The 24,211-nt window shown below is 71.6% G+C and carries 25 protein-coding genes; 8 read left to right on the top strand and 17 right to left on the bottom strand.

The window, feature by feature from the left end; all coding sequences use genetic code 11:
• Positions 1 to 8: 8 nt before the first annotated feature.
• Positions 9 to 1,007 carry a mechanosensitive ion channel family protein gene (locus tag HNR68_RS23870; RefSeq protein WP_380574287.1) on the bottom strand — a complete coding sequence of 333 codons (999 nt, stop codon included), beginning with the start codon at positions 1,005 to 1,007 and terminating at the stop codon, positions 9 to 11.
• A 129-nt stretch (positions 1,008 to 1,136) separates the two neighbouring features.
• On the bottom strand, positions 1,137 to 3,254 hold the full coding sequence (locus HNR68_RS23865; protein WP_179723973.1) for a prolyl oligopeptidase family serine peptidase: 2,118 nt from the start codon (positions 3,252 to 3,254) through the stop codon (positions 1,137 to 1,139).
• A gap of 218 nt (positions 3,255 to 3,472) precedes the next feature.
• On the opposite strand from HNR68_RS23865, the gene HNR68_RS23860 reads away from it, so the two are divergent.
• The gene (locus tag HNR68_RS23860) at positions 3,473 to 4,117 is read left to right on the top strand and encodes an HNH endonuclease (RefSeq protein WP_343050366.1); all 645 of its coding nucleotides are present in this window, start codon (positions 3,473 to 3,475) and stop codon (positions 4,115 to 4,117) included.
• Between the two features lie 39 nt (positions 4,118 to 4,156).
• Here the strand turns inward: HNR68_RS23860 and HNR68_RS23855 are convergent, their stop codons facing one another.
• The gene (locus tag HNR68_RS23855; RefSeq protein WP_179723972.1) at positions 4,157 to 4,729 is read right to left on the bottom strand and encodes a hypothetical protein; all 573 of its coding nucleotides are present in this window, start codon (positions 4,727 to 4,729) and stop codon (positions 4,157 to 4,159) included.
• Between the two features lie 292 nt (positions 4,730 to 5,021).
• On the opposite strand from HNR68_RS23855, the gene ctaJ reads away from it, so the two are divergent.
• Together ctaJ and HNR68_RS23845 are read left to right on the top strand one after the other, a co-directional pair.
• The gene (gene ctaJ / locus HNR68_RS23850; protein ID WP_179723971.1) at positions 5,022 to 5,282 is read left to right on the top strand and encodes an aa3-type cytochrome oxidase subunit CtaJ; all 261 of its coding nucleotides are present in this window, start codon (positions 5,022 to 5,024) and stop codon (positions 5,280 to 5,282) included.
• Positions 5,269 to 5,769, top strand: a complete 501-nt coding sequence (locus tag HNR68_RS23845) for a DUF5130 family protein (RefSeq protein ID WP_179723970.1) — start codon at positions 5,269 to 5,271, stop codon at positions 5,767 to 5,769. Before ctaJ ends, HNR68_RS23845 begins: the two co-directional genes overlap by 14 nt.
• Before the next feature lie 58 nt (positions 5,770 to 5,827).
• Here the strand turns inward: HNR68_RS23845 and HNR68_RS23840 are convergent, their stop codons facing one another.
• Together HNR68_RS23840 and pepN are read right to left on the bottom strand one after the other, a co-directional pair.
• A complete protein-coding gene (locus HNR68_RS23840; protein WP_179723969.1) occupies positions 5,828 to 6,646 on the bottom strand; it encodes a response regulator in 819 nt (272 codons plus the stop codon).
• 162 nt (positions 6,647 to 6,808) lie between these two features.
• The gene (gene pepN, locus HNR68_RS23835; protein WP_179723968.1) at positions 6,809 to 9,385 is read right to left on the bottom strand and encodes an aminopeptidase N; all 2,577 of its coding nucleotides are present in this window, start codon (positions 9,383 to 9,385) and stop codon (positions 6,809 to 6,811) included.
• A gap of 216 nt (positions 9,386 to 9,601) precedes the next feature.
• Here pepN and HNR68_RS23830 point away from each other — a divergent pair, with 216 nt between their 5' ends.
• Entirely contained in the window at positions 9,602 to 10,216 is a 615-nt protein-coding gene (locus HNR68_RS23830; protein WP_179723967.1) for a mycothiol-dependent nitroreductase Rv2466c family protein, read from the top strand.
• A 344-nt stretch (positions 10,217 to 10,560) separates the two neighbouring features.
• The gene (locus HNR68_RS23825; protein ID WP_343050365.1) at positions 10,561 to 11,214 is read left to right on the top strand and encodes an endonuclease V; all 654 of its coding nucleotides are present in this window, start codon (positions 10,561 to 10,563) and stop codon (positions 11,212 to 11,214) included.
• Between the two features lie 7 nt (positions 11,215 to 11,221).
• On the opposite strand, the gene HNR68_RS23820 is transcribed toward HNR68_RS23825, so the two are convergent.
• The 11 genes from HNR68_RS23820 to HNR68_RS23770 all read right to left on the bottom strand — a co-directional run bounded on the left by HNR68_RS23820 (position 11,222) and on the right by HNR68_RS23770 (position 21,699).
• Complete coding sequence (locus tag HNR68_RS23820; RefSeq protein ID WP_179723966.1) at positions 11,222 to 11,662, bottom strand: hypothetical protein; 441 nt, start codon at positions 11,660 to 11,662, stop codon at positions 11,222 to 11,224.
• A 222-nt stretch (positions 11,663 to 11,884) separates the two neighbouring features.
• Positions 11,885 to 12,448, bottom strand: a complete 564-nt coding sequence (locus tag HNR68_RS27295; protein WP_179723965.1) for a suppressor of fused domain protein — start codon at positions 12,446 to 12,448, stop codon at positions 11,885 to 11,887.
• 660 nt (positions 12,449 to 13,108) lie between these two features.
• Complete coding sequence (locus HNR68_RS23810) at positions 13,109 to 13,384, bottom strand: hypothetical protein (protein ID WP_179723964.1); 276 nt, start codon at positions 13,382 to 13,384, stop codon at positions 13,109 to 13,111.
• A gap of 154 nt (positions 13,385 to 13,538) precedes the next feature.
• Positions 13,539 to 14,075: a hypothetical protein gene (locus HNR68_RS23805; RefSeq protein WP_179723963.1), complete on the bottom strand. Its 537-nt coding sequence runs from the start codon at positions 14,073 to 14,075 to the stop codon at positions 13,539 to 13,541.
• A 143-nt stretch (positions 14,076 to 14,218) separates the two neighbouring features.
• Positions 14,219 to 14,656 (bottom strand): hypothetical protein, encoded by a 438-nt coding sequence (locus HNR68_RS23800; protein WP_179723962.1) that lies wholly within the window; start codon positions 14,654 to 14,656, stop codon positions 14,219 to 14,221.
• Positions 14,657 to 14,757: 101 nt separating this feature from the next.
• On the bottom strand, positions 14,758 to 15,234 hold the full coding sequence (locus HNR68_RS23795; RefSeq protein ID WP_179723961.1) for a hypothetical protein: 477 nt from the start codon (positions 15,232 to 15,234) through the stop codon (positions 14,758 to 14,760).
• Entirely contained in the window at positions 15,215 to 16,300 is a 1,086-nt protein-coding gene (locus HNR68_RS23790) for a DNA/RNA non-specific endonuclease (RefSeq protein ID WP_179723960.1), read from the bottom strand. Before HNR68_RS23790 ends, HNR68_RS23795 begins: the two co-directional genes overlap by 20 nt.
• 2,692 nt (positions 16,301 to 18,992) lie before the next feature.
• Positions 18,993 to 19,853 (bottom strand): WXG100 family type VII secretion target, encoded by an 861-nt coding sequence (locus HNR68_RS23785; protein ID WP_179723959.1) that lies wholly within the window; start codon positions 19,851 to 19,853, stop codon positions 18,993 to 18,995.
• An 8-nt stretch (positions 19,854 to 19,861) separates the two neighbouring features.
• Complete coding sequence (locus HNR68_RS23780) at positions 19,862 to 20,191, bottom strand: WXG100 family type VII secretion target (protein WP_246330523.1); 330 nt, start codon at positions 20,189 to 20,191, stop codon at positions 19,862 to 19,864.
• A complete protein-coding gene (locus tag HNR68_RS23775; protein ID WP_179723958.1) occupies positions 20,188 to 20,745 on the bottom strand; it encodes a YbaB/EbfC family nucleoid-associated protein in 558 nt (185 codons plus the stop codon). The genes HNR68_RS23780 and HNR68_RS23775 overlap by 4 nt, the downstream gene beginning before the upstream one ends.
• 156 nt (positions 20,746 to 20,901) lie before the next feature.
• The gene (locus HNR68_RS23770) at positions 20,902 to 21,699 is read right to left on the bottom strand and encodes an MBL fold metallo-hydrolase (RefSeq protein WP_179723957.1); all 798 of its coding nucleotides are present in this window, start codon (positions 21,697 to 21,699) and stop codon (positions 20,902 to 20,904) included.
• Between the two features lie 78 nt (positions 21,700 to 21,777).
• Here HNR68_RS23770 and HNR68_RS23765 point away from each other — a divergent pair, with 78 nt between their 5' ends.
• From HNR68_RS23765 to HNR68_RS23755, 3 genes are read left to right on the top strand one after another with little or no spacing between them, the layout of a single operon-like run.
• A complete protein-coding gene (locus tag HNR68_RS23765; protein WP_179723956.1) occupies positions 21,778 to 22,248 on the top strand; it encodes a ribose-5-phosphate isomerase in 471 nt (156 codons plus the stop codon).
• A 5-nt stretch (positions 22,249 to 22,253) separates the two neighbouring features.
• Positions 22,254 to 22,568: a hypothetical protein gene (locus HNR68_RS23760; protein WP_179723955.1), complete on the top strand. Its 315-nt coding sequence runs from the start codon at positions 22,254 to 22,256 to the stop codon at positions 22,566 to 22,568.
• 45 nt (positions 22,569 to 22,613) lie between these two features.
• On the top strand, positions 22,614 to 23,423 hold the full coding sequence (locus tag HNR68_RS23755; protein WP_179723954.1) for an Fpg/Nei family DNA glycosylase: 810 nt from the start codon (positions 22,614 to 22,616) through the stop codon (positions 23,421 to 23,423).
• A 1-nt stretch (position 23,424) separates the two neighbouring features.
• Here the strand turns inward: HNR68_RS23755 and HNR68_RS23750 are convergent, their stop codons facing one another.
• Positions 23,425 to 24,150, bottom strand: coding sequence for a hypothetical protein (locus tag HNR68_RS23750; protein ID WP_179723953.1), 726 nt, complete (start codon positions 24,148 to 24,150; stop codon positions 23,425 to 23,427).
• Between the last annotated feature and the right edge of the window lie 61 nt (positions 24,151 to 24,211).

Genomic DNA, 24,211 nt, shown 5'->3' with positions numbered 1-24,211 from the left:
CCGCGCTGTCACGGCTGCTGCACCGGACTGCTCGGCGGGAGCGGCCGGCCGTAGGGGTACGGCGGGTTGATGTCCTCTTCGTCGTAGGCGCGCTTGATCTCCGCCCGCAGGCGTCGCTGCACCGACCACTGGCGGCCGGGCCGGACCTTGACCGTCAGCCGCAGCGTGATGGTGTCGGCGGTGATCATGTCGACGCCCAGCATCTCCGGCGGCTCCAGGACGTCCTTGGACAGCGGCTCGCGCCCGGTGGCGTCGGTGGCCACCTTGGTGGCGACCGTGATCGCCTTCTCCACGTCGCTGGTGTGCGAGATCGGGAAGTCCACCACGGCGTAGGCGAAGCCCTGGCTGGAGTTGCCGACCCGCAGGATCTCGCCGTTGCGGACGTACCAGACGGTGCCGTTGATGTCCCGCAGCGTGGTGACCCGCAGGCCGACGCTCTCCACGGTGCCGGTGGCCTCGCCGAGGTCGACCACGTCACCGACCCCGTACTGGTCCTCGACCAGCATGAACATGCCGGACAGGAAGTCGCGGACCAGGTTCTGGGCGCCGAAGGCGACCGCGACACCGAGCACACCGGCCGAGGCCAGCACCGGCGCGACCTGGATGTTGAGCTCCTGGAGCACGTAGATCGCGGCCAGGCCGAAGATGACGAACGACGCCATCGACTTCAGCACCGAGCCGATGGTGCGGGCGCGCTGGACGCGGCGCTCCGACAGCAGCTCCGCGGTCAGCGCGTCCACCTTGCGCTCCCGCAGCGGGCTCAGCAGCTTCGGGGGCTTGCCGTTGCCGCGGGTCAGCCGGTTGATCGTGCGGTGCACCAGCCAGCGGCACACGAACGCGACGACCAGGATGAACAGGATGTGCAGGGGGGTGGCGATGAGCAGTTCGGAGTAGGACGCCAACCAGCTGTTGCCGGTCCACTGGTAGATCGTGTCGCACCAGCCCGCTTCGCCGGCGCACTCGGGTTGGGTCAGCAGCGGCAGTTCCATGGGTTCGGGGGTCTCCATGCTGTCGATCCATGTCCCGCGACGGCGGGTCGCGCCGTCGCTGCACGCGCACCGCACCAGCGTCGAGCATCGTGCGCACCCCGCTGCGCACGAGTCCCGACAGTCGGGACGGCCGGACGGGAGCCGGGCTCAGTCCAGGCCCAGTCCGGTGGCCTCCGCGAGGAAGGCGAGCTGGTCGGTCGCCAGCCCCACCGTACGGGAGACCGAGCGCGCGGCGTGCCCCACCTCGGTCTCCCGGCGCAGCAGGACCGGGCGTTTCGCCGGGTCAGAGCTGGTGGCGTGCTGCAGCGCCGCGCACATCTTGCGCGCGTGGTTCGGGTCGACCCGGGTGTCCGACTCGAACACCGTGAACAGCACCGACGGGTAGTCGGTCTGCTCCACCACGTTGTGGTACGGCGAGTAGGACAGCAGCCAACCCAGCTCCTCCGGGTCCTCGGCGGTGCCGTACTCGTCGTTCCAGGTGCGGCCGAGCAGGAACCGCTCGTAGCGGACCATGTCCAGCAGCGGTGCCGAGCACACCACCGCGCGGTAGAGGTCCGGGCGCTGGGTGAGCGCCGCACCGACCAGCAGGCCGCCGTTGGAGCCGCCGGAGATGCCCAGCTGGTCCGAGGTCGTCCAGCCCTCGTCGATGAGGTGCTGGGCGGCGGCGTGGAAGTCGTCGAAGGTGTTCTGCTTTCGGGCGCGCATGCCGGCCTCGTGCCACTCCTCGCCCTCTTCGCCGCCGCCGCGCAGCGACGGCAGCGCCCACACGCCACCGGCCGCCACCCAGGTCAGCGCGGACGGCGTGTAGCCGGGCTCGCGGGACAGCGAGAACCCGCCGTAGCCGGTCATCAGCGCCGGGCGCGGCCGGTCCGGCGCGGCCACCGGGCTCAGCAGGAACATCCGCACCGGGGTGCCGTCCAGCGACCGGTAGGTGACCTGCTGGGTGTGCACCGCGGGCAGCTCGACGGTGCCCGGCGCGCGCTGCTCCAGCGCGACCTGGCCGGTGCGGTGCGAGTAGGCGTGCACGCAGGGCGGGGTGGCGAAGTCGGTCCAGCCGATCCACAGCCGGTCCCGGTCGTGGTCGGTGTGCTCGTCGACGGTGGTCAGCGCGGTGACCTGGCCGGTGCCGGGCAGCGGCACCTCGCCGGTCTGGTGGCCGGTGGCCGGGTCGTGCAGCGTCACCTCCGACACCGCGTGCCGGGTGCGCAGCACCACCAGCTGCGGGTCGCCGTCCCCGCTGTCGAACCAGCGCACCGCTTCCAGCACCGAGTCCGGCTGCTCGGCGATGAGCTCGGTCCAGTGCTCCGGCTCCGGCCGCTGCGGGTCGGCCACGCACAGCCGCCAGCGCGGGGCGTCCCGCGTGGTCATCACGTACAACCGGCCGTCGCGCTCGACCCAGGCGCCGACCCGGTAGCCGTCCGAGGTGTCCACGACCTGCCGCAGGTCGGGCACGGCACCGCCGGCGCTCAGGTCGGCGATCCACACCGAGTCCCGGCGTGCGGTGCCGGGGCTGCCCTCGACGACCAGCCAGCGGCCGTCGCGGGACACCCGGGTGCCGTAGTAGTAGGTCGGGTCCAGGCCCTCACCGAGCACCAGCACGTCATCGGCGTCCGGGTCGGAGCCCACGCGGTGCCGCCACACCCGCCGGTGGAACTGCTCCTCGCCCTCGGGCACCAGCTCGGGGGCCAGCCGCCGGACGTAGAAGAACTCCTCGCCGCCGGGCAGCCAGGAGATCGTCGAGTAGCGGCAGCGGTCGATCGGTCCCTCGACGAGCTCGCCGGTGGCCACGTCCAGCACGTGCAGCAGCGACTCCTCGTCACCGCCGACCGAGATCTGGTAGGCGAGCCGGTCGCCCTCCAGGCTCGGCGACCAGCTGTCCAGGGTGGTCAGCCCGGACGGGTCGAGCGCGGAGACGTCCAGCAGCACCCGCTCGCTGCCGTCGCGCTCGCGCACCCAGAGCACCGGGAACTCCTGGTCGGGCTCGCGGCGGGTGAAGAACGCGCGACCGGCGCGCCAGGTCGGCGCGGACACCGAACCGGCCGACATCAGCTCGCGCATCCGCTCCGCGACGGTCTCCCGCCCGGGCAGGGCGTCCAGCCAGGTGCGGGCCAGCTGGTCCTGCGTCGCCGACCACGCCACGGTGCGCGGGTCGGCCGGGTCCTCCAGCCAGCGGTAGGGGTCGGCCACCTGGCGGCCGTGCAGGTCCTCGACGATGTCGTCGCGGTGGGCGGTGGGGTAGCGCAGCTGTGCTCGAGCGTCGGTCACGTCCGCCAAGATACGTGCTCCGGGCGGCCGCGAGCCGGTCTCGGCGCGTGGTTCACCGGTGATGACCACTCGCCCGGCGGTCGTCGTTGCCGGATCGTGCCGTGATCAAGAATGATTGACCTGGGTTCGCAGCCGCAGCGGCGCGGCGTGGCGAATCACACGTGCGTTCGGACGGGGTTCTGTGCTGAACTTTGCCCGAAACCGGTGGAGGTGGTCGCGTGCCCGACCGACAACCGACCCGACAACCGGCGCGGAACGCGACGAGCTCCGCGCCGCGGGCCCCGCTGTGCCCGTCGAGCCGCGGCTCCGCGCCGCAGACGGACCGCCCGCCCGGTCACGCGCCCTCCTGGCGCAAGAGACGGGTCCTGCTGCTCAACGCCACCTTCGAACCGCTGACGGCACTCCCGCTGCGGCGCGCGATCGTGCTGCTCGTCTGCGGCAAGGCCGAGGTGGTGCACGGCGACTCGGCGGGCATGGTCCTGCACTCGGCCAACGCCGCCATCGAGGTCCCGTCCGTGATCCGGTTGAGCAACTTCGTGCGAGTCCCGTACCGCAGCCGGACCCCGCTGACCCGCGCCGCGCTGATGCTGCGGGACAACCACCGGTGCGTGTACTGCGGTGCTCGCGCCGAAACGATAGATCACGTCGTGCCGCGCAGCCGAGGCGGCCCCCACACGTGGGAGAACTGCGTCGCCTGCTGCACCAAGTGCAACCACCGGAAGGCGGACAAGACGCTCAACGAGCTGGGCTGGCGGTTGCCGGTCGTGCCGCGCGCCCCGCGCGGGCGGCACTGGCGGCTGCTGGCCGGGCTGTCCGAGGCGGACCCGCTGTGGTTGCCGTACCTGGGCGAGCCGGCGGCCTGACGTCCGGTCGTGGCGCGGTGCCCGCTGCGCCACGACCGGTCAACTGATCCGGACCCCGCTCCGGCTGCTGGTCCGGACGCCCTGCCGACCACCGGCGCGCACCCCCCGGCTGATCCGCACACCGCGGGAGATGCGCACACCGTTCGAGATCCGCACGCCCCGGGACGTCCCCGCGTCGTTCGAGATGCGCACGCCGGCTGATATCCGCACGCCCCGCTGACCGCTGATCCGCACGCCCCGCCGGCCGGTGGGGCGGACGCCGCTGCGCGCGCTGATCCGGACCCCGTGCTGGGCGCTGATCCGCACACCCCGGTGCTCGCCGGTGGTGCGGGCACCGCTGTGCCGACCGCTGATCCGCACTCCGCGCTGACCGCTGATCCGCACGCCTCGCCGGCCGCTGATCCGGACGCCGCGGTGCTCACTGCAGGTGTGGACGCCGTGTTCGCGCAGTGGCTGGTGGGCGATCAGAAGGGTGAGGGTGTTGCGCTGAGTGGCGGTTCCGGAGATCGACATCGTGTGCCTCCCGCATTCGGACGAGGTTTTGAGCGCGACTGGCCAAATATGCAAGGGCCATACAGGTGAAAAACTATGAGTCGAGATCGTCTGGAACAAGCCGCCAAGTCGCCGCGCGGTGCAACCGTCTGGTTGGGCTCCATTCGGTCGCCTTGATTACTCTGATCGAGTTACCTTAAGTGAGGTACGCCACGCGTGACCAGTGACTGAACGTAGTTCCTCCGCGGCCCGTCCGCGCAGCCGTCTCGGAGGTCGTCCGTGCTGCGCAGGGCGTCGCGGCGGTCCGGCCTGCGACGATGCGGGAGGGCGCCGGGCGGTGATCGACTGCTCCGATCATGCACGCTGCCAGGTCGTGGCGCATCCGGCGGTGGTCATCGGATACCGTACTGACGTGACTGTCGTGGAGACTGTGCTCGCTCTGGCGGTGATCCCAGCGGCCATCTACGGCCTGATCGTGCTCATCACGATGTGGCCGAGGCTCACCCGCCCCCGTTATCGCGCCGGGCAGGACTGGGACTTCGCGCCGGTGTTGTGGGTGGCCAATCCGGCGGGCGTGAACAACGCCGCTCCGGTGGCGGACGAGGATTCCGGGGCCGCGTCGGACGGCACGCGGTCCAGCACTGCTCGGGGAGGCGCACGTGGCAACTGGTGAGATCGCGAGGCAGGCTGCGGACGAGCGGGACCTCGGCCTCGGCGAGGCCGTCACGGACACCGGTCGGCTGTCGATCGCGCGCCGGGTGGAACCCGACCGTCCCGCGCTGCCCTTCAGCCCCAGCCAGCTCGCACGGCTCGACGAAGCCCTGACCCTGTCCAGCCGCAGCACGGGCCTGGAGTTCGCCATCTACCTCGGCGGCCTCGGCGAGGACACCCGCAAGCAGGCCGAGGAGCTGCACGCCAGCCTCGGGCCGCGCGCCTCCGAAGGCGTGCTGATCGCGGTCTCGCCCGGCCAGCGCGTGTTCGAGATCGTCACCGGCGAGGAAGCGCACCGGCGGATCCCGGACCGCAGCTGCCAGCTGGCCGCGATGAGCATGGTGGCCTCCTTCAAGGAGGGCGAGTACGTCGACGGCCTGATCAGCGCGCTGCGCATGCTCTCCGACACGGCGGGCACCGCGCCGCAGGCGGCCCGAGCCCACCACTGACAGCCCGCAGCACTGGCGAACGGCCCGTCCGCCGTCGAGGGGGACGGGCCGTTCGTCGTCAGAGCAGCCCGAAGCTCTGGAAGTTCTGGAACATCTCGTAGGTCGAGGACGTGGTGGCCACCGCGCCGGAGCGGCGGGCCTGCTCGCCGTACTGCTGCTGGAGCTGCTGGCTGCTGAACACGATCACCGGGGTGTCCACGCCGAGGTCGCGCAGCTCGCGCAGCAGGGCCAGCCCCGCGTCCGGCCGCCACCGGCCGTTCTCCCGCCGGCCCATGTCCTGCACGACCAGCCGGTAGGGCCGCTGCGAGAGCTCGGCCAGCGCCGCGTCGGTGGTCGTGACCATCGTGACCCGCACCCCGTTGTCCCGGAGCTGCTCGGCGAGGATCGCGTGCGCCTGCGGCTTCTCCGCGACCCACAGCACGGCGAACGGTTCCGGGCCCACCGGCTCCCGCACCGGCAGCGCCGACCGGCGGAGCTCGCCGTGGCCGATGCCGGACGGCTCCACCGGCCGCTCCCCGTGGCCGTTGCCGCAGAGCTCACCGGGGAAGTCGTCGGGATCGTCGGGGAAGTTCGCCGTGTCCGGCACCGCGGGGACCGGCACGGCGGGCACCACCGGTCCGCTCGCCGCGCCGGTGCGGTCGCGCTCGGCCAGTTCCCTGGTCAGCGCGCTGAGCTGGCGCTGCAGGTCGAGGATCATCTCGTTCTGCTGGTCGTTGAGCTGGTGCATGGTGAGCTTCTGCCCACCGATCTCGAACTCCAGCTCCCGCCGCTCGGCGGTGCGCAGCACGCGCCCGATGGCGCGCCGGAACACGAAGATCGCCAACACCGCGATCAGCGGCCACATCAGCTCGGCGATCGCGGAGATCAACTCGGGCATCGCCGCTCCCATCCCCCACGCCCCGCGGGTCACACCCGCCCAACGCGTTGCACCTGCTTGTTGACGATGCGTGGTCACGGGCCGCCGTGCAAAGGGCAACGGCCCGAACCTCGCCCGGCCGGGTGGTCGGCAGCGGGGAGGTCCGGGCCGTCGCCGGACGGGTCACGAGCGGTCGAACTCCCGGGCGGCCAGGGCGCGGACGATGCCCGCGCGGCCTTCCGAGACCAGCCGGCGCAGCGCTGGGGCGTGGTCACCGGCCAGCCAGGCGTCCGAGGCCGAGACGGTCTGGTCGTCCACCGCCCACGACGGGAACAGGCCGATCACCGTCGGCTGCGCGCGCTCGCTGGAGCGGCGCTGCCAGACCTCGTCGATCTCCTCGAAGTAGCGCTGGACGTACGGCGCCAGCAGCTCGCGCTGGGCCGGGTGCTGGAAGCCCGCGATGATCGCGTCGCTGATCGCGTTCGGCAGCTGGTCGTCGTGCACCGCGCGCTGCCACGCCTTCTCCTTGGACTCCGGCGTCGGGATGAGCGCTCGCGCCCGCTCCGCGCGGCGACGCCCGGTCGCGGTCTGGTCCTTCTCCAGCTCCGCGTCGATCTCGGCCTCGCCGGCGGCGCCGTGCGCGACCAGCGCCTGCAGCAGCCCCCAGCGCAGGTCGGTGTCCACGGTCAGGCCGGGCAGCGCGGCCGAGCCGTCCAGCCAGCCGCGCAGCTCGGCCAGCTGGTCCTCGGACAGCACCGACCCGGTCAGCGAGTTGACGAACGCCAGCTGGTGGTCCGAGCCGGGCTCGGCGGCGCGGGCCAGCTCGAAGAGCCGGGAGCTGAACCGGCGCCAGCCCTCCTCCTGCCACGACGGGTCCACGTAGGACCCCAGCGCGGTCTGGGTCTGCAGCAGGACCCGCTGCACCACGCCGATCTGGCTCTCCGCACCGATGCCGGCGTCGGCGGAGGCGCCCAGCACCAGGGTCACGAAGTCCCGGGCCTTCAGCTCGGCCTCGCGGGTCATCTCCCACGCGGTCGACCAGCACAGCGCGCGCGGCAGCGACTCGTCGATGTCACCGATGCGGTCGACCAGCGTCGCCAGCGAGTCGGCGTCGAGGCGCAGCGAGCAGTAGGTCAGGTCGTCGTCGTTGACCAGCACCAGCTGGCCGCGGTGCACGCCGACCAGGTCCGGCACCTCGGTGACCTCGCCGGTCACGTCGAGCTCCACGCGGTGCTTGCGCACCAGCTTGCCGCCCTCGTCGTCGTAGACGCCGATGGCCAGCCGGTGCGTGCGCAGCTCACCGGCACCGGGCCGGGCGCGGCTCTGCACCACCTCGAACGAGCTGAACCGGCCGTCGTCGTCCAGGGTGAACCGCGGGCGCAGCATGTTCAGGCCGGTGGTCTCCAGCCACTGCGCGCTCCACCACGACAGGTCGCGGCCGGAGGCCTCCTCCAGCGCGCGCAGCAGGTCGTCGAGGGTGGCGTTGCCCCAGGCGTGCCGGTCGAAGTAGACCCGCAGGCCGGCCAGGAAGTTCTCCAGCCCGACGTAGGCCACCAGCTGCTTGAGCACCGACGCGCCCTTGGCGTAGGTGATGCCGTCGAAGTTGACCTCCACGGCCTGCAGGTCCGGGATGTCGGCGGCCACCGGGTGGGTGGAGGGCAGCTGGTCCTGGCGGTAGGCCCAGGACTTCTCCACGCTGGCGAACGTCGTCCACGCGTGGTCGTACTCGGTGGCGCCGACCTGCGCGAGCACGCTGGCCCAGGTGGCGAACGACTCGTTGAGCCACAGGTCGTTCCACCAGCGCATGGTCACCAGGTCGCCGAACCACATGTGCGCCATCTCGTGCAGCACCGTCTCGCAGCGCCGCTCGTAGAGGTAGCCGGTGACCCTCGACCGGAAGACGTAGTCCTCCAGGAACGTCACGCAGCCGGCGTTCTCCATCGCGCCCGCGTTGAACTCCGGCACGAAGCACTGGTCGTACTTGCCGAACGGGTAGGGCACCCCGAAGGCCTTGTGGTAGAAGCTGAAGCCCTGCTTGGTCTCGCGGAACAGCCGCTCGGCGTCGAGGTGCTCGGCCAGCGAGGCTCGGCAGTAGATGCCCAGCGGGATCTCGTCCTGGCCGTTCTCGCCGGGGAAGACGTCGCGCCACTCGGCGTAGGGGCCGGCGACCAGCGCGACCAGGTAGGTCGACATCCGCTCGGTGGTGGCGAAGGTGTGCCGCTTCACGCCGTCGCCCGCGTCGGTGACCTCCGCGGCGGCGTTGGAGATGACCTTCCACGAGGCCGGGGCGTCCACCGTGATCTGGTAGGTGGCCTTGAGGTCCGGCTGGTCGAAGCAGGCGAACATCCGCTTGGCGTCGGCGGTCTCGAACTGGCTGTAGAGGTAGACGCCGCCGTCGACCGGGTCGATGAAGCGGTGCAGGCCCTCGCCGGTGTTGGTGTAGGCGCAGTCGGCGCGCACCACGAGCTCGTTCTCGGCGGCCAGGTTCGGCAGCCGGATGCCGGTGGACTCGTCGTAGTCGGAGACGTCGAGCTCGACACCGTTGAGCACGGCGCTGCGCACCCGGTCGGCGACCAGGTCGATCCAGCTGTCGACCCCCGCCTGGGTGGTGCGGAACCGCACCGTGGTGGTGGACCCGAACGTCGTCACGTCCGGACCACCCGCGCCCGCGGACAAGTCCAGTTCGATCTCGTAGGACTGGACCTCCAGCAGCGCCGCACGCTGCTCGGCCTGTTCGCGGGTGAGGTTCGGCGGGGCCACGGTTCACCTCGTTGCTCGTCGGGACTGGGTCAGGCAGGCTCGCCGGTGGGCGGCCTGGCGTAGGGATCAAATCACGTCCGCGCCCCGACGCGCGCCCGGGAGTGCTGCGGCGCGGGTTCGGCGTGTCGGAAAGATATTCGCCCTCATCGGGGTTCGTACCCACGGCGGGCCGCGTCCGAACGTGCCCGCGAACGACCCACGAACTCTGGAGGCAGCATGACGTCCGCCGCCCGTCCCCGCGTCGACTTCTACTTCGACCCGGCGTGCCCGTTCGCCTGGGTGTCCTCGCGCTGGATCCTCGAGGTGGAGAAGGTGCGCGACATCGACTTGCACTTCCGGGTGATGAGCCTGGCGGTGCTCAACGAGGGCCGTGACCTGCCGGAGGACTACCGGGCGCTGCTGGACAAGGCGTGGGGCCCGGTGCGGGTGGCCATCGCCGCGGCCAAGCACCACGGTGACGAGGTGCTGTCGCCGCTGTACACGGCGATGGGCACCCGGTTGCACAACCAGGGCGAGAAGGACTTCGAGAAGGTCATCCGCGAGTCGCTGGCCGAGGTCGGGCTGCCCGCGTCGCTGGCCGAGGCGGCCACCAGCACCGAGTACGACGAGGAGCTGCGCGCCAGCCACCACGCGGGCATGGACCCGGTCGGTGACGAGGTGGGCACCCCGACGATCCACGTCGACGGGGTGGCGTTCTTCGGCCCGGTGATCACCCGCATCCCGCGCGGTGAGGAGGCGGCGAAGATCTTCGACGGGGCGGTGCTGATGGCCAGCTACCCGTACTTCTTCGAGCTCAAGCGCACCCGCACCGAGGCGCCCCGCTTCGACTGAGCCCGGGTCGGACGAGTTCCTCCCGGTGTTCCCAGTCCGCGGCTCGATCCTCCAGTGCGGTGATCACCGGGGACGTGACGGGCTCGGTGTGACGTCAGCTGTGTCGGACCGGGGGTCCGTGGCGGCCAGAGCTGCAACGCGCTCAGCCGCCGGCCAGGTCGACGTCAACGGTGGCCGGTTCGACCCGGTCGCCTCGTTCGGCGGCGACGAGCGGTCCGGCAACGGGCGGGCCCCGGCATCGCGGAGTTCCGCGGGACCACGTCGATCCAGCGCGGAAGCGAGCGGGTCGTGAGTGCGGAAGCCGGTTCCAGGCGGTTTTCGCACTCACGACTACGATCGGCGGCGTGGCCCGCGACCTGCACCCGTGGCCGACGACGGAGGCCGACGCCGTCGCGGTCCAGGAGCGCCTGCGCGCGGAGGTCCGCGTCGAGGAACCACCGCAGGTCCGCACGGCGGCGGGTTTGGACGTGGCGTACCGCGACGGGGACGACCTGGTCGCGGTGGTGACCGTCCTGGACGTGGCGACGCTGTCCGTGGTGGACAGTGCCGTGGTGCGGGGCAAGGCCGGGTTCCCCTACGTGCCGGGCCTGTTCGCGTTCCGCGAGGCACCACCGCTGCTGGACGCGCTCGACCGGTTGTCGGTGCGACCGGACGCGCTGGTGTGCGACGGCCAGGGCCTGGCGCACCCGCGCCGCTTCGGCCTGGCCTGCCACCTGGGTGTGCTGACCGACCTGCCGAGCATCGGCGTCGGCAAGACCGCGATGGGCCGCTACGAACCACCCGGCGAGGAGCGCGGCGACTGGTCCCCGTTGTCCCTGGACGGCGACGTCGTCGGCCGGGCGTTGCGCACCCAGCGCGGCGTGAAGCCGGTGTTCGTCTCCATCGGGCACCGCTTCACCCTCGACGCGGCCTGCGACCTGGTCCTCCGCCTGGCCCCGCAGTACCGCCTCCCGGAGACCACTCGCACCGCCGACCACCTGGGCCGGGTGCTGGACTGACGACCGCTCAGGTCTGCTCGAGGCGCCGGCGGAACCAGGCGGGCTGGTGGGCCCCGTCGCGCGGGAACAGCCGTTGCTCGTGGGCGAAGCTCTCCGCGGGCGGCTGCCACGGCGGCTCGTTGTCCCAGTTGTAGAAGATCTCGTGGGGGCCGGTCGTCCTGGTCCGGAAGAAGGCGGAGAACCACGTCCCGCGTCCTTCCTCGTACATGCCGACGCGCAGTCGCCAGAAGAGCGCGTCGACCTCGGCGGGCGGTTCCCAGGAGATCGGCTGCTCCGTCGCGTCGTGGACCCCGACGCCGAGCTCCACGTGGCGCCCGAGGCACTTGTACTCGACAGCGAGGCGTGCCCAGTCCTGCGGCGCGGCGGACGTCACCACCTCGGCCAGCTCGTCCAGCAGCGCCTTCTGCCCCTCCGGACCCAGGTCTCCGGGAACGGTCCGACCGGTCATCGCGCAGCCCCTCCCTCGTCCAGTCGATCGCGGACACGGTCTCACACGCCCGTCGAGCAGCGCTGGTGCTTCCTCGTTCGGCCTGCTCAGTGCGTGGTGCGGGCGATCGCCGATCCGTCGCCGGAGCGGGAGGGCGTTGAGCAAGTCCTGCTGCTCCGGGGCCAGCAGGAGCGGGGTGGTCATGTCGCGAGGACCCCCTGAGGGGCGGGGCGGCGCGTCCGTTCAGACCGCGGAGCGGCGGCGGACGTCGACGAGTTCGGTCTGGTTGAGGTGGAAGACCTCGAAGAGCATGTCGGCGCCTTCCTCCCCGATGAACTCGACCTCGGCGTCGGTGATCGGCACGAGCGAGATGATCTGCAAGGTCGGGGCGTCCTGGTCCGGGAAGAGGTTGAAGGCCTCGTCGAACAGCGGGCTGGTGTGCGCGAGGACGGCGGTGATCGCGGTGCCGTCGATGATGGGCTGGTCGTTGTGGAACACCGAACCATACTCCATGCCGGTCCCGTTCTGGATGATCATCGACGCGATCGAGTCGACCAGGTAGTGCGCGATGTGCTCCTGGTCCGCCCGCAGTGAGCAGACGAGCTCCTCGGGCAGCATCGAGGTGATCGACTGGAAGCGGAGGCCGTTGGTGATCACCGTGCTGATGGGCGGCTCGTCCGAACCGTAGAACGCCAGGTCGTAACCGCGGTTCCCCTGGGCGGACCGGCCGGACTCGACCCGCTGCACGGGGCCGAGCCGCTGTCCGAAGTGCTCGAGGAGACCGAAGTACGGCTGGAAGGTCGACACAGGATCTCCGTCTCCCTCGCGTTCCATCGGGGCCACCGCTGCACTGGCCGGCGTGGTCTGGGGCCCGGTCCTCCGCGCGGCCCCCGGTCCTGCTGGAGACGACGTGGACGGCGGACCACCTGGCGCGCCGCCAGACCCCTCGCGCCGACCAAGATCACGAACCCGGATGCTACTTCCTCCCGGGAGGGGCTCACCGCGTCCTCCCACCGCACGTTCCCGGCGGCGAGCACAAGAGCGAGACGCTCCGGTCTTTCTGCTTCGGTCTATCTGACCCCGACTCTCCGGACCGGGTTCAGGCACCGCTCGACGTGGCCACGACTCCGTGAGCCCGGGACCACCGACTACGGTCGCAGGTCGCCAGCCAGTGCTTCCCGGGGAGGTATTCCGAGTCGATCTCGTTCGCGTACGCGATGCACCTCAGTGCCCACGGCCCCGACGCGACGCAATCCTCGGGGCCGGATGCGTTGTCCGCGCCTGCACTTCAGGAGGTTCCGTGAACTCGGGAGACGCCTTGATCACTCGCCTCAGAGCGGTGCTGACCCCGGTCAGCTTCCCGACTGAGTCGAGTCGACGACCTCGCCGATCAACGGTGTTCCGCGGTAGCAGACGATCATGCAGTTGTCCGTGGAAGAGTTCGTCGTCGCGTATCTTGTGATCCGCTCAAGCGGAGCGTGTAGGGAACCAGTCCGGGATCTTCTCCGGGTCCCGAGGATGGCGCTCGAGCTCGGTCGTGTAATCGTCGTCGGATGGTGGGTTCGTCCACTTCGGTTCGTCAGTCGAATTGAACTGGAACCTGCTCTTGCCGGGATACTTGATCTCGTACTTGGCGGTGAACCAGGCTATGGTATCGGGCCGAACCATCGCTTTGCGGATGTCGTGGAAGCGGGCCACGATCTGATCGGGGACGGACCACTTGGCGAGCGCGCCATTCGCCAACTGGACTATGGCCGCGCATTCCCGGTGGTCGCCCAGCGCACGGTAGAGGTTTGGGCGTACTCCCAGCCCGGCGGAAGCACCTGGGTGAGCTGATCTGCCATTCCTGGTACTTGGCCTGGAGGTCGTTGCTTGCTGCTGGCATCGCGATTGGTCCTCAGTGGCCGTGCTTCTCGCGGGCAGTTTTGGTGTACTGCTCGTAGAGCGACTTGTGGTAATCATCGATCTTGGCTTGCAACCACGGGGGGATGAATTCCCGGTCCCGCGGGAACGTGTCCAAGTCCCTGATGAGTGCCTTGTCCGGGATCGGTGGGGTGCAGACCGGTTCGAGGTCGAAGTTGAAGTCGGCCTTGTACTCACCAGGAGGATCGATGGTGATGCGGGCGGAGAACCAAGTTCCGCGGTCCTTCTGGTACATCTCCTGCCGCAGGTCTGCCAATGCTTGGTGGACGCCTTCCGGCAGTTCGACATCCGGCTTCGAACCGTCTTCCATGATCACGGTGAACTTGATGTCGACCACCTCGACGGTCATCGTCGCCATGAGGTCGATGCGTTGCCAGTCCGCCGGAGCCGACTGGATCAGGCTCCAGCCGATCCACTCGGTGATCAGATCGTCCCGAGCGACGGTTTCGATCGTGGGGTTGGGCAGCTCGTCGCTGTGCGGCCTGTCGCCACGCTGATCGGGACTGGACATCGGGTCATCGCTTCTCCTGCCTTTGCTCCGCCTGGTCCAAGGCGGCCCGGGCCAGGCGGCCACTGCGGTGGTCTGCCCGCCCGGCGTACCGCTCGCAGTTCCTTTCCGCCTGTGCAACCTGACGAGCGGGCTACTCTCGTCGTTCAGGATCCTGCGAGGCGTGCGCGGAACCAGTCGGGGATGTTCTCTTGCGTGCGTGGGAACATCTCGAGCTCCCGCGCGAACTCGGCAGTCGGCGGCTCCGCCGCCCAGCGGGGCTCCACTTCGCGATTGAACTTCACCTCGTAGGTGTCAGGTTGCTGGATCCGGAACAGACTGGAGACCCAGGTTCCCGTTTCAGGTCCGGCCATACCGGCGCGCAGCGTCCAGAACAGGTTCCAAAAACTCTCTGGAAGTGCGAACTGCGTCACGCGTCCGTCGGGCCACTTGATGCCGGCTCCGGACTCCACGTAGTTCCCGACAGCGCGATACTCGGCGAAGATGCGCAACCAGCCCTCGGGTGCGTTGTCCAACGCGATCGTCGTGAGCTGGGACAGCAACTCGTTCTGTTCGACCGGGCCCAGTGGAGTGGGAGAATTCATCTGTGGATACCCGTGTTCCTAGTCGGCGTGATCAGGGAGTCTGTCAAGAGTACACCAAGTAGCTTCTGGTGGGTAGATGGCTGGTTCGGCCGCGTGTTCTCTCATGTTTCTTCGGCTGGCCTGCCGCGTAGCTCTGCAATGATCGACTTGGCCTCCCGGAGTTTTTCGCGCAGCCAATCCGGAATCGCGTCGTCAGTTCGCGGGTAGAAGTCAAGGTCCCGCGAGAAGATGGTCGCGGGTATTCCCTCTGGCCAGTCGGGATCCTCAGTGTAGTTGAACGAAGTCGACACCTGTCCGGCGCGGTCTGCCGAAATCTCTGCGGAAAACCACGCGCCCTGGCCTGGCACCGCTGTGAGCGACCGCAGTTCCGCGATGGTCCCGTGGACCTCGTACGGTATGTCGACAGCGGCAGTCGTGCCGTCAGCAAGGTGGGCGGTTACTTCGCACTGGTAAAGCGAGACCGTGGCGCGGTAACGGAGGATCAAGCGCTGCCAGGTAATCGGTGCTGCATCCGCCACGAGTTCGACCGCTTCACGGGCCAGTGCGTCGGGGGCGGTGTCAACGTCTTGGTCTGCCAAAGTTCACCTTCGCAGGGTCGTTCGGGAAGACCATCTCGTAGGTCTTCGTGACGCCGTTGCGCGTCTCCGTCCACCGGTACGTCGCCGTTTCTGGGACCGTGCTGTTGTCCGGATGGAGTTTTACCTGAATCTGGTCCACTGAACAGCCGGGCGTCTTCGCGGTCCTGGAGAGATACGCTTCGAGCGCTCGCCAGGACGCCTTGTAGGTGTAACCGTCCTCGTAGTGCCCCTGGTTGCTCCCCCGAATCTGCGGGAACTGGTTGATCTCCTCTCCGGGGCCTCCCGACTCGTGTGCGGCCATGTGGCCGCCGTCCCAGTTCACGTGCTCCCATTCCGTGCCCCTGTAGGCGTCGTAGCCGCGCTGGCCTACGCGGTCCTGGGCGTTTTCGTCGCGGTAGTAGTGCGTGCTTTGGGACACAGGGTCGTTGGGGTTGTTCTTGTAGTGAGGCGTACCCGTCATGGCGGATGTCTCACCCTTGGAGTTCGTCTGGAACGTCCAGTTGTCCGCAACTCGGTACTTGGCATTCGGCGCAGGGTTGTTCAGTTCCGGATTGGGGTCTCCTTGCCTTCCCGGATGAGCCTCAACCCACTCAATCCGCCCCTCGCTGTTCGTGTAGAAGGTCGCCCTCGGTGTCGTGTACTTCGTTTTCGGTCGGAGTTCACTCTCAGGCGGGTTGTCACGGCTGCTGAAAGTTTCGCCATTCCTGAGCGGGTTCGTTTCAGGGTTTGCTGGGTCGTCAGGGGCCGGAGAACTGAACTCGCTGTCGTCCGGTCGGTTCCAGCGCACGAACGGTTCGTTCGACGGCTCGACCCTCACGCCAGGGGCGCCTTCAGGCCAATTGTCGAAGTCTGGTTCGTCTTCGAACTTGATCTCTGTCCGCGCTGGTGGTGGGTCGTACGGAGGGTCGTAGATGCGCGCTTCGGCGTCGTCGGGGCGTTGGCCGGGGTCTTCGCCGTCTCGGGTGGGGTGGAAGCCGTCGTTGCTGGCCGGGGTCTGGGTGCCGTCCGGGTGGTGGGTGTCCCAGCCGCCGTTCGGGGGCCAGCCGGGGCGGCCGTCGGGGCCCATGTCGGAGGCGAAGACGCGGCCGTTGCTGTCGGTCCAGGCGAGGCCTCGGGGGGGCCGTCACCGGGACGCCGAGCTCGCGGGACAGGTCCCGGGCCAGGCCGCTGGTGCCGGCGTCGCAGGAGAGCAGGCGGATCGGCTTGCCGTCCCAGTTCGGGTCGCGGCGGATCATGTCCGCGAACTCCTGCGGGCTGAACGTGCGGTCGCCGATGCGGACGCGGCCGTCCGGCAGGGCGTGCACGTCGACCGTGTGGTGGACGCCGTCGTCGGGCACCCGCTGCGCGAGGTCGCGCAGGTGCGGGTCGGTGTGGAACGACGAGCCGCTCGGTGTCGTGTCGCGGTGGGCTTCGGCCTCGGCGATCTGCTGCTGGCGCTCCGGGGTGCCCGGGTCCGCGTCGCCGTCCCGGTGCGGGTCCGTGCCGTCCGGGCGGTGCTCGGGGCCGTCCGGGGTGGAGTCCTTCGGGCGCGACGGGTCCGTGCCGTCCGGGTGCGCTGCCTTCGGGTCATGAGTGCCCGCGGGGTCCGGACGGGTGCCGGTCGGGCGGGTGCCCTGTGGGTCCGGTGTGCGCTGCCCGCTCGGCTGGTCCGGTCGCGGTGATCCGTCGCGGGTGGGCGTGTCCGGCTTCGGAGCGCTGCCCTCTGGTCGCGGCCCGTCGGGACGCGGTGCGGTCGTGTCCGGGCGGGAGCCGTCGGGAGTCGTCCCGTCCGGCCTGGTCGGGCCGTCCGGGCGCGGACCGGTGCCGTCGGGAGTCGTCCCGGCCGGTCGCGAGGGGGCGCTGGCGTCCGGGCGCGCCGGACCGTCAGGTCGCGGAGTGGTGCCGTCGGGCCGAGGCGCGGTCGCGTCAGGCCGCGTCGGCCCGCTGCCCGGGCGCGTCGTCGTGTCCGGCCGCGTCGGCCCGGTGTCGGGCCGGGGTGTGGTGCTGTCCGGGCGTGCCGGCCCGTTGTCCGGTCGGGGCGTGGTGCCGTCGGGCCGCGTGGGGCCATGGTCAGGACGTGGTGTGGTCCCGTCGGGACGTGCCGGTCCGCTGTCGGGGCGTGGTGCCGACCCGTCGGGTCGTGGGCCGCTGTCGGGTCGAGGCGCAGTCGCGTCGGGGCGCGTTGGGTCGCCGTTCGGACGCGGTGCGGTCCCGTCCGGGCGTGGTGGCGCGCCGTCCGGCCTGGTGGTCGGACCGTGGGGGCCGTGCTGTGGGGGCACCGGACCGCCGCTCGGGGTGCGCTGGGGTGGCACTCCCGGGCCTCCCGGCCCCTGCGGAGCCGGGTTCGGGCGGGGTGGTGCGCTCGTCGGTTCGGCGCCGCGCGGGGCGGCGCCTGCCGGGGGTCCGGCGGGGCGACCGCCGTCCGGGCGCGACGGCCCACCCGGGCGTCCGGTGTCCGGGCGGGCCGGGCCGCCCGGGCGACCGGTGTCGGGCCGTGGGCCCGCGTCGCCGCCTGTCGGCCGCGCGGCGGCGCCGGGCGAGCCTGGCGTGCCGGTCCAGCCGCCTCCGGCGCCCGGGCGGGCGCTGCCGCCGCCCGTCGAGGTGCCGCCTCCGGCGCCCGGAGCACCTCCGCCGGCCATGCCGCCCATCGCGCCGCCCACTGGCCCGCCGCCGGCAGCCGTGGTCTGGTCGCCGCGCGGGGCGCCGCCGGTCGGTACCGGACCGGCCGGGCCGGCGGTCGCCGCCGCAGGAGCGTCCACGTTGGACGACGTGGTGCTGGCCGGGGAGTTCGGGGCGGTCTGCGTTCCGCCGCCGTGCGGGGCTCCACCGCTGGGGACAGCCCCGGTCGGTGCGCCCCCAGCGGGGCCGCCGCTGTGCGGGACTCCGCCACCGGACGGCGCGCCGCCGCCGGGGCTGGCGCCGCTGTGTGGGGCTCCGCCGCCCGGGCCGCCGCTGTGCGGGACTCCGCCGCCAGACGGTGCACCGCCGCTGGGGCTGGCGCCGCTGTGCGGGGCGCTGCCGCCGGAGCCGGTGCTCGTGCCTCCGTCGCTGCCGGACGGGGCGCTGCCGCTGTGGTGCTGGGCTCCGCTCGGAGTCGAGCCGGGGTCGGTCGTGGTGTGCGAGGGGCCGCTGGGCGCGTGGTCCGGTCGTCCGCCGCTGCTGCTCGGCGAGTCGCCGGACGTGTGGGTCGGACCGGTGTCCGAGGCGCGCGAGGTCGGGCCCGCGTCACCGTGGCTCTGGGTGCTGTGGGAGTCCACCGAGGACTGGTGCGGGCTACCGGACGAGCTCGACGACATCGTGTCCGGGCGCGAGGAGTCCCCGTGCGAGGTGCTCGTCCCGCTGCCCGACGTGTCGCTACCGCTGTGCGAGGTGCTGGACGAGGTGTCCCCGCCGTCGTGCGCTGTGCTGCTGGAGCTCGGGCCGTCGCCGCCGGTCGTGCTCGACGTGCTGGGGCGCACGCCCGGGTCGCCGTCGGTCGTCGAGGTGGTCCGCGTGGGGCCGTCGGACCCGTCGGAGCTCGTGCTTGACGAGTCCGTGCCGGAGGGGCTCGTCCCGGACCCGCTGTCGTTGCCGGAACCGCCGCTGTCGCTCCCGGAGCCGGTCCCGCCGTCGCTGCCGGACCTCGTGCCGTTCCCGCCGACGTCGGTGTCGGGGACGTCGACGTTGCCCACGCGGCTGAGCGCTTCGCCGCCCACGCCCATCCCGGCGCCGGTCACGCCGCCGGAGAGGGCGCCCTTGCCGACGTCGCCCCAGTCGATCTCGCCCTCGGTGATCAGCTGCTACGCCGCGCTGCCGATGGCGCCTTCGGCCGCGCCGAGCGCGCCCTCCTTCAGCGCCGTCTTGCCGAGCGCCGCCGCCGCGTTCTCCGCCGCCTCGCCGGCGGCGTCGCCCGCCGCGTCGCCCGCGGCGCGGCCCGCGGTGGTGGCCGCTCCGCCCGCCGCGTCGCCGACGGCGTCCCCGGCCTGCCTGCCGAGCCCCTTGCCGACGCCCTCGAACGCGCCGCCCACGACACCCCCGATGGCGCCGGAGATGGCGGCGTCCTTGAACTTCCCGGCGTCGAAGCCGTCGCGCTCACCGGACGCGATCTGCACGCCCTGCACCGCGAACTCGATCGCCAGCGAGGTGGCGATCTCGACGGCGACGTTCTTCAGGATGCTCATGACGAGCTGCCGGAAGAACTGCATCACCACGGTGCGGGTGACCGCTTGCGCGGCCGCGACGCCCGCGGTGGAGGCACCGAAGGTGAACGGGGCGGCCGCGACCATCGCCGCGATCTGGGCGGCCAGCGCGATGAGCGACGCGATGATCGTCAGCTTGGTGTGCTCGACGTCGAGGGCGGCGTCGTCACAGGCCTTCGCGAGCTTCTCGCAGGACTCCTTCAGCTTCGTCAGCGCGGCCTCGTCGCCGTCGCCAATGTCCTTCCACAGCTTGGCGAACGCCTCGGAGGTCTGCCCCTCCATCGCGCCCTTGGCCTGCTCGGCGCCGCGGTTGGCGGCCGCCTTGACGTTCTCGATGTCGTTCGCGGCCGTGCGCCACGCGTCGGCCATCCGTCGCATGGCGTCCTCGTCGCCCTCGGGCCAGGACTCGCCGACGACGATCGGCAGCAGCCACTTGACCTCGTCGGGGATCTCGATGCTCATGGAACCCCCTAGGCAGGCATGTCCGACCCGGACTTGCCGATGTCCGCGGCCGACCTGGCGTCGCTGGACTCGGTGTCGTCGGCGGTGGCCTTGAGGTTGTCGTCGATGTCACCGAGGGCCTTGACGACCTTCTTCAGGCCGTCGAAGACGCTGTCGCGGCCCTGCGTGTAGTCCTTGCCGAAGGTCTGGCCCGCCTCGTCGTTGCCCCAGCACTCGCCCTCGGCGTCCAGCGCGGCCTTCAGCTTGGTCATGACCTGCTCGAGGTCCTCCCCGGCGTCGCCGATCTTCTTGCCGCCCGCACGGATCTCCTCGGGCTGCATGCGCAGCTGGTCGCTCATCGGCGGCCCCCTCGCCGGTTGGCGTCCCAGTCCCAGTCGTCCCACTCGTCGTCGGAGCGGGCGCCCACCTGCTGCGGCTGCGACTGGTTCTTCGCCGAGGCGGCGGACTCCTCCTCGCGGCGCTTCCGGCGCTCCGCCTCGGGATCGGGCGGTTCGACCAGCGGGCCCTGGCGCAGCAGCCCGGCCAGCGACGGCACGCCCGGGACCTCGGGCACGTCGGACACGTCGGCCAGCGGCGCGAACTCGGCCTGCAGGTGGCGTTGAGCGGTGCCCGCGGCCTCCCGGATGACGCTGGTGATGGTGCGCGACAGCTTCTCCGGGGTGGTGCGCTCGAAGGCCTTCGGCGACAGCGACAGCTCCTGCACGGTGCCGGTCGCGTCCACCCGGACGGTCACCATCCCGTCGTCCGAGGAGATCTCGTGGGTCTGCTGCGCGGCCGCGGCCTGCTTCTCCTGGATGTCGGCCGTGCGGCGCCGCAGGTCGGCGAGCATGCTGTCGATCTGGTCCCGCAGTGCGGCGTTGCGCGCAGCCAAGTCCTCGTCCCGTCCGACCATGTCCCGCACCGTCCTCCGCCGTCCTCAACCTCGGTGGGGACCGATCAACGACGCCCCCCCCGGAAAGGATGACGATCGCGTTGTCCGATCGGTGCCGACGGGAAGCGAAAAGACTCCGAACGGCTTGGGGGACTGGGCTTTTCGGAGCAGCGAGCGTCAGGGTCGGCTCAGCGCGGCGCGCGTGGTCTCCGCCGGGTAGGGCGAGCGGTGGACCGCCTGCTCCCGGGACAGCGCGCCGAGCCGGACCGCGCGGCAGAGCTCGGCCACCTCGGCGATCTCCGCGCGCTGGGTGCGGACGAAGTCCGGGTCGACGGGGGCGCCGTGCCCGGGCACCACGGTGCCGGGGCCCAGTGCCAGCAGGGCGTCCAGAGTGGACGGCCAGTGCTCCGGGTGGGCGTCTTCGAAGTCTGGCGGCGCGCCCTGCTCGACGAGGTCGCCGGCGAACACGACCCCGGCGTCGGGGACGGCGACGACGAGGTCGTGGTCGGTGTGGCCGCGGCCGAGGTGCCGGAGCTCGACGGTCCGGCCGCCCAGGTCGACCTCGACCCGGTCGGTCACGAGGTGGTCCGGCCGGTCCGGCGCCGACCCGGCCAGTGCGTCGGCGACGTCGTCGGAGCCGGCGCGGCGGTAGTGCTCGACCCACTCGGCGCGCTGCCGGTCGGCGGTCTCGGCGAGGAAGCCGGGGCAACGCTCGTGCGCCCAGACCGGGGCGGGCAGGAAGGCGCTGGTGCCGAAGCAGTGGTCGAAGTGACCGTGGGTGATCACCACCTGCCAGGGCAGTGCCGTGGTGCGGCGGACCGCGGCGGCCAGCTCGGCGCCCTGCACCCGGTCGCCGCAGGTGTCGATGACCAGCGCGGACTCGGCGCCGACCACCAGGCCGACGGACAGGTCCAGCTCGGCGTGGCGCCGGACGAACACGCCCGGCCCGACCTCCCGCAGCTCCGCCCCGGTCATGGCCGCTGAGGATAGCGGCCCCTGACCGCGCACGAGGGGGCTCACGACGCGGAGGAGCGCGTTTGGCACACTGCGGGCGTGCGCGTCTACATCGGCTCCGACCACGCCGGATACGAACTCAAGAACCACCTCGTCAAGTGGCTGACCGACAAGGGTCACGACGTGACCGACGTCGGTCCCGCGGAATACGACGCCCAGGACGACTACCCGCCGTTCTGCGTCGAGACCGCTCGCCGCGTCGTCGCCGACGAGGGCAGCCTCGGGCTGGTCCTCGGCGGCTCCGGCAACGGCGAGCAGATCGCCGCGAACAAGGTCCCCGGTGCCCGTGCCGCGCTGACCTGGAACGTCGAGACCGCCAAGCTCGCCCGCCAGCACAACAACGCGCTGCTGGCCGGCATCGGTGCGCGGATGCACACCGTCGAGGAGGCCGAGCAGATCGTCGAGGCGTTCCTGACCACCGAGTTCGAGGGCGGCCGCCACCAGCGGCGCATCGACCTGCTGACCGAGTACGAGAAGACCGGCACGCCCCCGGCGCTGCCCGGCAACTGACCGCGATGGCACCAGCACGCTCCGCCCTGACAGCACCGCTCGTGGCGGTGGCCGCGACGGCGGTCGGCGTGCTGGTGCTCTTCTCCGCGCAGCGGGCGCTCTCGCCCAGCCTGGTGCGCGCGTTCTGCGCCGAGCCGGACTGCGCGCTCGGCGTCGGGCTGTGGTTGATCGTCGGCGCGGTCCTCGCGCCGCTCGCCGCCCTGGTCGTCGGTGTCGCCCTGCGGCACGGCGACCGGCCGGTCCGCCGCGGCCTGCTCGTCGCGCTGTGCTGCGTGGCGGCCTACCTCGTCGAGTCGATCGTGCTGTGGGCCGCCGCCTGAGCCGTCCGCAGGCCCGCGCGGTACCGCAGACCACGAGGAACGGACATGCCCGAAGGCCACACCCTGCACCGGCTCGCCGGGCTGCACCACGAGCTGTTCGCCGGCAGGCGGGTCCGGGTGGCCAGCCCGCAGGGGCGCTTCGCCACCAGCGCCTCGCTGCTCGACGGCTCGGTGCTGGAGCGCGCCGAGGCGCACGGCAAGCACCTGTTCCACCACTACGGCCCGGACCGGGTCGTGCACGTCCACCTCGGGCTGTACGGCACGTTCAGCCAGTCCGAGCTGCCGGTGACCGAACCGCGCGGCCAGGTGCGCATGCGCATCGTCGGCGAGACGCACTGGGCCGACCTGCGCGGCCCGACCGCCTGCGAGCTGCTCACCGGTGAGGAGGTGGCGGCGCTGCGCGCGCGGCTCGGGCCCGACCCGCTGCGCGCGGACGCCGACCCGGAGCGCGCCTGGGCGCGCATCTCCCGGTCCCGCTCCAGCATCGCGGCGCTGCTGATGGACCAGGAGGTGCTGGCCGGGGTCGGCAACGTCTACCGCGCGGAGGTGCTGTTCCGGCACGGCATCCCGCCTCGCACGCCCGGCCGGGAGCTCGCCCGCGAGCAGTGGGAGCTGATCTGGGCGGACCTGGTCGAGCTGATGGCCGACGGGGTCCGGGTGGGGCGCATCGACACCGTGCGGCCGGAGCACACGCCCGAGGCGACCGGTCGGCCCCCGCGCCAGGACCGGCACGGCGGCGAGGTCTACGTCTACCGCCGCGCGGGCATGCCCTGCCTGGTCTGCGGCACACCGGTGGCCACGGCGGACCTCGCCGGCCGGAAGCTGTACTGGTGCCCCACCTGCCAGCCGGGGTGACTCAGAAGTCGACGTCGCCGAACCCGCCGAAGTCCTCGAAGCCGGGGTCCCCGACGTCCCCCGCGTCCGCGCCCGTGTCGGCGCCCTCCGGGAAGCCGTGGGCGGCCTCCGCCGGGATCCCGGCCATCCCGCCGAGCAGCGTGCTCGCCAGCACCAGCGACCCGGCCCCCCAGGCGCCGGCGAGGAGGGCGGGCTTCCACCACGGCTCGCTGTACCAGCCCTGCGGCACCGGGCGCCCGGCCACCGTGCCGCCGGGGTAGTAGTGCGGCGTCCGCTCGCTCGGCTCCGGTGAGGCCACCTGCCGGCGGCCGTCCACCTCGACCTCGCGGTGCTCGGTGACCGCCCCGGCGCTGCGCTGGCCGGACAGGTCGGGCAGCTCGGGCCCGGGGTCCAGGTCCATGGCGATCCGCGCGGCCCGCACGTAGTACAGCCCCTCCAGGGCGGACTCGGTGGTCAACCGGGCCTGCTGCGGCGTGGTGGCGCGCTCCAGCTGGGACACCGCGGCGCCGTGCCGCTCGGCGGCGTCGGCCAGCGCCTGCTTGGCGGCGTCGTTGGTGCCGACCAGGTTGAGCACCTGGCCGCCGAGCCGCTCCACCCAGCGCCGCGCTTCGGCCTTGGCGTCCTCGAGCTGGGTGCGTTCGTGCTCCACGGCCTTGCGCCGGGACCACCAGACGGCCGCGACGACCACCAGCAGCGCGACCACGATGACCAGGACTGCGGTGGACACCCGAGCCTCCTCGGACCGGACGGACCCGTCCTCCTCGACGGTACCCGGATGTCCCGCGTCC

Source organism: Saccharopolyspora hordei, assembly GCF_013410345.1.
Lineage (GTDB): Bacteria > Actinomycetota > Actinomycetes > Mycobacteriales > Pseudonocardiaceae > Saccharopolyspora > Saccharopolyspora hordei.
This window is presented reverse-complemented; position numbering and strand designations above follow the sequence as displayed.

Excerpts from the sequence above, each read along its gene's own strand:
- HNR68_RS23775 (WP_179723958.1), bottom strand. The coding sequence starts at position 20,745 with ATGGTCGGACGGGACGAGGACTTGGCTGCGCGCAACGCCGCACTGCGG.
- HNR68_RS23790 (WP_179723960.1), bottom strand. The coding sequence starts at position 16,300 with ATGGGCCCCGACGGCCGCCCCGGCTGGCCCCCGAACGGCGGCTGGGAC.
- HNR68_RS23760 (WP_179723955.1), top strand. The coding sequence starts at position 22,254 with ATGGCACCAGCACGCTCCGCCCTGACAGCACCGCTCGTGGCGGTGGCC.
- HNR68_RS23805 (WP_179723963.1), bottom strand. The coding sequence starts at position 14,075 with ATGTCCAGTCCCGATCAGCGTGGCGACAGGCCGCACAGCGACGAGCTG.
- HNR68_RS23870 (WP_380574287.1), bottom strand. The coding sequence starts at position 1,007 with ATGGAGACCCCCGAACCCATGGAACTGCCGCTGCTGACCCAACCCGAG.
- HNR68_RS23830 (WP_179723967.1), top strand. The coding sequence starts at position 9,602 with ATGACGTCCGCCGCCCGTCCCCGCGTCGACTTCTACTTCGACCCGGCG.
- HNR68_RS23840 (WP_179723969.1), bottom strand. The coding sequence starts at position 6,646 with ATGCCCGAGTTGATCTCCGCGATCGCCGAGCTGATGTGGCCGCTGATC.
- HNR68_RS23780 (WP_246330523.1), bottom strand. The coding sequence starts at position 20,191 with ATGAGCGACCAGCTGCGCATGCAGCCCGAGGAGATCCGTGCGGGCGGC.
- HNR68_RS23770 (WP_179723957.1), bottom strand. The coding sequence starts at position 21,699 with ATGACCGGGGCGGAGCTGCGGGAGGTCGGGCCGGGCGTGTTCGTCCGG.
- HNR68_RS23785 (WP_179723959.1), bottom strand. The coding sequence starts at position 19,853 with ATGAGCATCGAGATCCCCGACGAGGTCAAGTGGCTGCTGCCGATCGTC.
- HNR68_RS23755 (WP_179723954.1), top strand. The coding sequence starts at position 22,614 with ATGCCCGAAGGCCACACCCTGCACCGGCTCGCCGGGCTGCACCACGAG.
- HNR68_RS23820 (WP_179723966.1), bottom strand. The coding sequence starts at position 11,662 with ATGACCGGTCGGACCGTTCCCGGAGACCTGGGTCCGGAGGGGCAGAAG.
- HNR68_RS23800 (WP_179723962.1), bottom strand. The coding sequence starts at position 14,656 with ATGAATTCTCCCACTCCACTGGGCCCGGTCGAACAGAACGAGTTGCTG.